We start from the raw sequence: 5,169 nt of genomic DNA, 5'->3' as shown, positions 1-5,169 counted from the left end.
GCATGCGGTTGCGTAAGGCCGAATGAGCCAATTTTCTCGCCGCGGAGCAGAGGCGGCAGGTACCTGCCCTTCTGCTCCGCGCTCCCGTGGGCGTAGATCCGATAGCAGGAAAGGGAACAGTGGGCGGCAATGGCAATAGCAGTAGAAGGGCAAACCTGGGCGATTTCTTCAAGGGCCAAGATGTAGCTGCGGCAGTCTCGTCCCATGCCCCCGTATTCTTCCGGGAAGGGAATACCCAGCCACCCCTTTTCGCCCATTGTCCGCAGAAGGTCGAGTGGGAAATCCTCAGCGGCGTCACGCTCTGCTGCTCGCGGGGCAATTTCCCTTTGGGCAAAGTCTCGCACTTCGTCCCTGAAGCGCAGATGCGCTGCAGTCAGCTCACAGAGGCTCATATGACGCTTCTCCCAGCAAGACTTCGGCCCACCTCGTGCTCAGGAAAGGCAGATGAACCGTCCCCTTACGCCCTCGCTTTGGCCAAGGTGCGATCTCCTTTTCACTCTTCAGAGCAGCAAGATCCACACACGGCAACCGAGCGGGTAATCTCCGGGTAGTTACACCTCTGCGCACCTCGCTTCACTCACGGAAGGTGGCGTGGTCTCCAAGAACTTGGCGTCACGGAAAAACATCTCAGCGGGATAGTCCTTGGTGTAGCCATAGCCGCCGAACACCTGTACTGCATTGTCGGCGCAGAGCATCGCTGCTTCTCTGCTCCAGGTCAGCGCTTGCAGCAGCTGCGTCTCAGACGTGCTGCCCCGCTCCATCCGTGTGGCTGCGTCGTAGGTCATGAGTCGTGCCGAAGTCGCGCGCCGCACGGCATCCCCCAGCAGTCTGCGGACCATGTCAAACTCTGCAATCGGCTTCCCGAACTGCTGGCGTTCGCGGGCGTAGCGACTTGAGTGGTCGACTGCGCCCTGGCATATACCAACCGCGATGGCCGACAGGCAAAGTCCGCGCCATAGAGAAATCCTGGTTCCGTCCTGCTGGAAAAGCTGTCCAGCTGCCAACGGCACGCCATCGCAAACCAGGGTAGCCAGACCTGACGCCCGGAACCCCAACGCTTCCAGTGGCTCAACTGCACATCCGCCGCTGGCGACGCGACAGATAGCCCACTGCCTGCCGCCGTCCACTTCTACAGCAGCAAGGAACAGCGAGGCGAACAGGCCGTTGACCATGAAGCGCAGTTGGCCCCGCAAAGCAACAGCTTCTCGGGGCCGCGCACCGACAAGCACATCCTGCACGAGGGAGACGGCGGCCATCTCTCTGCCGCTGGTCACCAGCGGCGCAAACTCCGCCTGGAGCTGGGAGTCGCCGCATTCCGCAATGGCCATGCCAACAATGGTCTGTGCAGCCAGGGATAAGGCCAGTGAAGGGAACACTCTGGCCACTTCTTCAAGAACAATGACGACGGCCAGTGGGCCCATGCCTGCGCCGCCCTGAGCCTCCGGCACAGCCACCCCGCAGAACCCCAGCTGTGCTAATTTGGCGAGCAACTCGATAGGTGGCTTGCCGCGGCGATCGTCGTCAAGTGCCCGTGCCACAACCTCCTTGGCACAGAGCTCCGCCACCTCTCGCCGCAGCAAGGCCTGCTCTTCAGTCACTCCCAACCAATCCATAGAACGCGTTCAGGTTTACGTTTGGGTGTGGGGGCCTGACCCTCAGGGTAACCCAACGGGATGATGGCCTGCAGCTTCTTGTCGTGGACGCCGGTAATGCTGTTGATCTCCTCCGCCAAGTGCACGGGACCTGTCATCCAGCACGCGCCGAGACCATGGGCCACCGCCGCCAGCAAGAGGTTCTGAATCGCCGCAGCAACCGATTGCAGGTCAGTGAGCTCTCCCTCGACAGTCGGAGCATGATAGGCGCAGATGACCACCGGCGCTCCCCCTAAGGTCCGAAAGAATCTGCCAGTGGCCTCCACCACTTGGGGCTTGTCAGGAAAAACCTGCTCCAAGTGTGGGCGCACGTGCTCGTCAAATGCCTTGGTTGCCAGTCGCCGCAGGGCCTCCACTCTTGGGCCGGTGACCACCACAAAGTACCAGTTCTGCTGGTTCATACCCGAAGGGGCCCATTGCGCGAGCTCCAACAAATGTTCCACCACAGAGCGAGGCACAGGGTCAGCCTTGAACGAGCGCACGCTCCTTCTTCTGCGAATTGCCTCTTCCAGCTCCATCGTTCCTCCATGCAGATATCAGGACGCCCTGAGCAGACATGTGCCCAGAGTGCTGACCTTCCTCAGAGCCTTGAAATACAAAAGGGCACTGCCGGATTGCAGCAGGCCCTTCCGCAATTGTCAGCGCGCTGTTGGTACCTTCATCGCCGATTGAGCTCCCTCCAATGCCTCGCACCGGTAAAGATAGCAAGATTTCCGAAAATGTCAAGCAAAATCTCGTTCTCCTTCGCCCCCTCTCGCGACTCCGCCGCGAAAAGCTTAGGTCGCGGGCCCAGTAGGCTCCCCTGTTCGACGGAGTCGTTTCTCACAGAACCCAGAAGCGCGCGCAATTTCCAGAAGCAGCCGGGAGTGACTCATTCCCTCGCTGGGCAAGAGGATGGCAATCTCCTGACCACCTCCATATCTCATGTACACGTTGCAGTTGTAGCAAATGCTGACGTCGTCATCGACGCCTGCGGCGAGGTTTACTTTGCAGGGAGTGCCAGCGATGGCCCAGCAGGCGAATTCCGGGTTGAAGTACGCAGGACACTGGCGGCGGACTTGCTCAGGACAAGCGTGCATCTCCCAACAAGCGGTTTTGCCCTCCCAGAAACCCTTGTCCATGGCTCACCTCCTGCACGTGAGCGCCGTGCCCGTGGCCAGGTGTTGACAAGCAGCCCGTTGCTTCCGGAGGATGCCAGCGGCGGCCAGGGCCCCGGTTCAGAACTTGTCAAAATAGATGCACGACTCGGACATCCCCTTGCGCTTGAGCACCTCGATGACTGCGTCAATCATCACCGGCGGACCGCAAAGGTAGGCCTCCATGTTGGCGCAGCTGTCCAGTCTTTTGTCGATCACAGTATGGATAAACCCAGTTTCCCCCTCCCATTGGTCACCCGGATCCATTGCCGACAGAGCCGCGATGTAGGTGAAGTTGGGGTGCTGTCGAGCCAGCTCCAGGCACTCTCGGTAGAAGTAGAGGTCCTTGACGGCGCGGGCACCAAAGAAGTAGGTCACGCGTCTGGTCGTGCCCTGTTCGAAGAGGTGGGTGATAATGGACTTGATGGGCGCCACACCGGAGCCTCCTGCCACGCAGAGGATGTCGCGCTGCGAGTCCTCACGCAAGTAGAACTCTCCATACGGCCCCGTGATGTAAATCTCGTCACCCTCCTGGAGGCGGTTGAAGATGTAGCCTGTGCATAAACCGCCCGGAACGAGACGCACGATGAGCTCAATAGCGTGTTTCCAACTGGGCGGCGAGGCCATCGAGTAGGCGCGGAATTCGTTTGTGCCCGGCACCTCGAACTGAATGTATTGACCAGGCTTGCACTCGATAGTGTCCGGCTCGATGAGCTTGAGCACGATTCGCTTGATGTCGTGGGTAAGGTCCTCAATTGCCGCCACTTGCGTGCGGAAGCGCTGCACCCGAAGATAGGCTTCGGGAATCAGCAGACGCACATCCTGCTTGACCTTGACCTGGCACACCAGGCGCACGCCCTGCCGGATTTCGTCCTTGGAGAGAAACGGAGTCTCTGTTGGCAGGACCAAGCCCCCACCTTCCAGCACTTTGAGTTTGCAGAAGCCGCACGTGGCGCGACCGCCGCACGCCGACGGGATGAATATCTTGTGGTCGATGAGGTACTGCAGTACCGAATTCCCACCTTGCACCACCAGGGGTTCATTGTCGTTGATGTAGATCTTGCACTCACCATAGGTGCCAAGGTAGCGGTCCAGCACCGCCAACACTACTCCCAGACCACCCGCCACGGCCGAAAGCACCACAATGGCTGTCCATGGAATCATAACGCGAGACTCGCCTCACATTGTCGAACTGGTGTCACTCTACTGCAGGTTCACGATTCCGGCAAAGCCCATGAAACCCAAAGCCATCAAGCCGGCGATAATCATGGTGATGCCCGGCCCTTCCAGCGCCTTGGGCACCTTGGCGAAGACCAACTTGGTGCGGATGCCGGCCATCGCCACGATCACCACCAGCCACCCGATGCCGCTCCCCACGGCGTAGGCCATGCTCTGAATGAAAGAGTAGTTGCGCAAGATCATGAAGAGCGCAAGGCCGAGGATGGCGCAGTTCACCGTGATAAGCGGCAAAAACACTCCCATGTTGATGTACAGCGTGGGCGAGAAGCGTTCGATGATCATCTCCACCACTTGCACCAACGCCGCGATGATGATGATGAAACTCACCAATTGCAAGTATTGCACGTGGTAGGGCACAAGGAGCCAATGATACACCGGCCAGGCAAAAAGCGCCGTAAGCGACATCACGAAGATGACCGCGATACCCATGCCCGTTGCCGTCTTTAGGTCGCGCGATACGGCTATGAAAGGACACATGCCCAAGAAGTAGGTCAAGGCGATGTTGTTGGTGAAGATGGCGGCGAAGAAGATAACGTACGGGCTCATGCGCGTCTCCCTTGAACGCAGGCTACCTTGCGCGCTACTTCCGCATCTGAAAGCCGCGCAACAGCCAAATGTACAGACCCAAGACGATGAACGCCCCTGGCGCCATCACCATGATGACCCATGGCTCCCACCAGCTACCGAGCACGCGGTGGTCGAACAGTGTGCCGAACCCCAGAAGTTCGCGCACAAAGGCGACTATGATGAGCGACATGGCATAGCCAAGGCCCACGCCCAAGGCGTCCAAGAAGGCGCGACCGGGAGGATTGGAGGAAGCATAGGTCTCCGCGCGTCCCATGATGATGCAATTGGTGATGATGAGTCCTACGTACGGCCCCATGGCCTCGCTGATCGCCGGGTAGAACGCTTTCAGGTACTGATCCACGAAGACCACGTAGGTGGCGATGATCAGGGTGTACACCGCCATGCGCACCCGCCGCGGAATCGCCCGGCGCAGCAGCGAGACAGTCACCGACGAGGCCGTCGTGACAAAAATCACGGCGATGCACATCGCCAGGGTGTTGGTGAGCTTGTTGGTCACTGCCAGGGCAGAACAGATCCCTAACACCATGCGGAAGGTAGGGTTGTCTGCCCAAATA

At 59.3% G+C, this 5,169-nt stretch carries 7 protein-coding genes; all 7 read right to left on the bottom strand.

All coding sequences use genetic code 11. The features are described from left to right. Positions 1-392: acyl-CoA dehydrogenase family protein (locus tag H5U38_15645; protein ID MBC7188459.1), on the bottom strand; the 392-nt coding region annotated here is incomplete at its 3' end. A gap of 159 nt (positions 393-551) precedes the next feature. Further along, positions 552-1,598: an acyl-CoA dehydrogenase family protein gene (locus H5U38_15640; protein MBC7188458.1), complete on the bottom strand. Its 1,047-nt coding sequence runs from the start codon at positions 1,596-1,598 to the stop codon at positions 552-554. Beyond that, entirely contained in the window at positions 1,595-2,170 is a 576-nt protein-coding gene (locus tag H5U38_15635; GenBank protein ID MBC7188457.1) for a nitroreductase family protein, read from the bottom strand. Before H5U38_15635 ends, H5U38_15640 begins: the two co-directional genes overlap by 4 nt. A 258-nt stretch (positions 2,171-2,428) precedes the next feature. After that, on the bottom strand, positions 2,429-2,773 hold the full coding sequence (locus H5U38_15630; GenBank protein MBC7188456.1) for a hypothetical protein: 345 nt from the start codon (positions 2,771-2,773) through the stop codon (positions 2,429-2,431). A gap of 96 nt (positions 2,774-2,869) precedes the next feature. Then, entirely contained in the window at positions 2,870-3,952 is a 1,083-nt protein-coding gene (locus tag H5U38_15625) for a 2Fe-2S iron-sulfur cluster binding domain-containing protein (protein ID MBC7188455.1), read from the bottom strand. A gap of 39 nt (positions 3,953-3,991) precedes the next feature. After that, positions 3,992-4,573 (bottom strand): NADH:ubiquinone reductase (Na(+)-transporting) subunit E, encoded by a 582-nt coding sequence (locus tag H5U38_15620; GenBank protein ID MBC7188454.1) that lies wholly within the window; start codon positions 4,571-4,573, stop codon positions 3,992-3,994. Positions 4,574-4,607: 34 nt separating this feature from the next. Then, positions 4,608-5,168 carry an electron transport complex subunit RsxE gene (rsxE, locus tag H5U38_15615; GenBank protein ID MBC7188453.1) on the bottom strand — a complete coding sequence of 187 codons (561 nt, stop codon included), beginning with the start codon at positions 5,166-5,168 and terminating at the stop codon, positions 4,608-4,610. Position 5,169 lies beyond the last annotated feature (1 nt).

This window comes from Calditrichota bacterium (assembly GCA_014359355.1).
Taxonomy (GTDB): domain Bacteria; phylum Zhuqueibacterota; class Zhuqueibacteria; order JANLFK01; family Oleimicrobiaceae; genus Oleimicrobium.
The sequence above is the reverse complement of the archived record's forward strand: the minus strand, read 5'-3'. Positions and strand labels throughout refer to the sequence as shown.